The organism is Anaeromassilibacillus sp. An172, assembly GCF_002160515.1.
GTDB lineage: Bacteria > Bacillota > Clostridia > Oscillospirales > Acutalibacteraceae > Limousia > Limousia pullorum.
On record NZ_NFKS01000050.1, the window covers coordinates 1 to 2,592 of the forward strand.

A 2,592-nucleotide genomic window follows, 5' to 3' on the forward strand; every position below is an offset into this window, starting at 1 on the left:
GCAACAACCTGTATTATAACTACACAAATACACCAACAAGCGATGCAAATGCTGTTACAGCAGATCCTCTCTTCTGGGGAGCAGAAGCAGCACCTACTACAACAACAGGTGTAGTACACGGCAGAGCAGCATTTGAAGGCTTTAAGATTTCCAAAGATTCACCGGCAATCGACGCAGGTGTTGCAATCGACGGATTTACAGGAACAGACTTCTTCGGCAACGAAGTTACAGGAACACCTGATATCGGCGCTTACGAGTATCAGGAAGGCGACGTTCCATCAGGTGAAGTTGACAAGACAGAACTTTTGGCTGAAATCGAAAAGGCAAAGGCTCTTGAGGACTACACAAACGCCAACGGAACATATACAGAGTCAAGCTACAGCAAGTTCAGCGAAGCTTTGGCAAAGGCAATTGAAGTTTCCGAAAGCGAAACAGCTACACAGTTTGATGTAATAGCGGCTAAGAACAGCCTTACATCCGCTATTGAAGGTCTTTTAAAGACAGATCCTAATTTCTATATGTATAAGGAAGACTTTACAGTAAATACATCAGGCGCATGGCTCCAGTGGTCATCCTCTGACGGACAGTCTTCCGGTGTTGCTTCTCAGGAAGCTGCAAACAATATAATGTTTGACGGAAGTCCGAACGGCTTCTGGCTCTCACAGAACGATGCTCCAAACGCATATATAGATGTAGTATTCGGCGACACAGCAAAGACTGTAAAGGGAATACAGTATACAGCAAGAAAGAACGGCAATAACAAGATAAAGACTGTAGAAATTCTTGTTTCAGAAAACGGAACAGAATTCACATCCGCAGGTACTTATACACCTGAATATGACGGACAAACGGCTGAAATTATCTTCAATGAGCCTATAACTGCAAAGTATATCAGAATTAAGCCTACAGCAATTCAGAACGACGCATCTACAGGCGATCCTAATAAACTTGCAGTGAGTGAACTGAAAATTATGAAAGCTGAAAAAGTGCCGGCATATGAAAAGGGCGATGTAAACCACGATAATACAGTTGATATCAATGATGCAACACTTGTTCAGCAGTATGTTGTCTGCATGGATATTTCCGGAATATTTGATTTGGAACTTGCAGATATGAATGAAGACGGAAAAATAACCATTAACGACGCAACACTTATTCAAATTAAGCTTCTTGACTCTTAACTCAAAATATATTATCCGCTAGCCTTATTTTTCGGATAATAAGAAAAACCCGTGGGGATAATCTCCACGGGCTTTTTGTGTCAAAAATCCATAGTACGGTATATATTATGTAATATAAATAAAAGAAAGGGGTGAAAATATGGCAGATGAACGCCCTTACAGATGACCAGACTTGTCCGGCAGTTGGATATTAGTCTGCGTCAATCTGCGTTCCGGTAACTGTAAGACCTTTTGCAAAAACAGGGACAACCTTTACAAAATGCTGTGGAACACCTATTGTAGTTTCAGGTGCTGAAGAGTGTGACGGACAGATAGACGGTTCATGTGTATTTACAATCCGTCAGGATATCTGTGTGGCAGTTCCTGTTGAATTCGGAGCTGCTGCTTCTGTTGGCGACACTTATGTAAACTGTAACGGAGCTTCCGCGAGTGATATTTGTACTGACTGTAAGCCTGTTGTTGACCCTATGGTTCCTGAAGTATAAAATTGCGCCCCGTGATTAAGCGGGGCGCAATTTTATACTGTTCTATTGACAGCTGTGTAAATGAACAATTATAATTAAATAAACATTAAAAGTAAAAGGGGAAGGGATTTATAATGTATTGCAAAAATTGCGGAACACAGCTGCCGGAAAACGCTAGATTTTGTCCCAACTGCGGAACAGATTCTTTTGCGGCCAATGGTCAAAAGATGGGATATCAGAGAAATTATCAGCAAATGAATATGAACCAACCACAGTACAGCGGAGAGGGTTTTTATAATGTGGGAGTCCGCCCGTTAAATCCCGGTGAGGTCAGAACATATTATGCTACAAAATTCCATAGAAAATTCATTATATTTGCTTTGTGCATTGGTTTGTGTGCTGATTTGTTTTGGGTATTTACATTATTTAGACTTATGTCGTCGTATAAGCCAAACAAAGGCGACATTACAGAGGCTGTATTTTGGATTGTTTTGTTGTTTGTTTTAATGGTAGCGGTTGTAATAAATCTTATGGTCTATAATAAGATAGTTCTCAATATAAGCGACCAGGGAATAAGCGGCAGGGGAGGAAAGTGCCTGTATCTGTGCAGTGTACCTTTCAACGCTTCATACAGCGATATTGACAGTGTAAAGCAAAAATTCTCCGGAGTGGTTTCCAGAAATAACAGAATAGTGATCACTATAAAAGGTAAAAAATACGACTTAACAATAGAAAACGGTGAAGAAGCCAAAAAGCTTATTGAAATGGGAATGGCGAGAACACGCCAGGTTTATTACTGATTATACATAAAAATAAAAGCTTCGCAGTTTTATTTCTGCGAAGCTTCAGCTTGTCCAAAAACCCTGAATTTCTATCTGAAATTCAGGGTTTTTGCGTTTATCAAGCAACCAACACTTTGATAAAAAAGAAGGAGGAATTGGGGTTTA

3 protein-coding genes are annotated in these 2,592 nt (G+C 40.2%); all 3 read left to right on the top strand.

What is annotated here, in order from left to right; genetic code table 11:
• Positions 1-1,181 (top strand): discoidin domain-containing protein (locus B5F08_RS12975; RefSeq protein ID WP_143256435.1); only part of this gene is annotated, 1,181 nt, incomplete at its 5' end.
• A gap of 353 nt (positions 1,182-1,534) precedes the next feature.
• Complete coding sequence (locus B5F08_RS13665; protein WP_275532181.1) at positions 1,535-1,666, top strand: hypothetical protein; 132 nt, start codon at positions 1,535-1,537, stop codon at positions 1,664-1,666.
• A gap of 113 nt (positions 1,667-1,779) precedes the next feature.
• Positions 1,780-2,445, top strand: a complete 666-nt coding sequence (locus B5F08_RS12985) for a zinc ribbon domain-containing protein (RefSeq protein WP_087380357.1) — start codon at positions 1,780-1,782, stop codon at positions 2,443-2,445.
• The last annotated feature ends 147 nt before the right edge of the window (positions 2,446-2,592 follow it).

Bases quoted from the DNA above. Each gene is read 5' to 3' on its own strand.
- B5F08_RS12985 (WP_087380357.1), top strand. From the start codon at position 1,780: ATGTATTGCAAAAATTGCGGAACACAGCTGCCGGAAAACGCTAGATTT.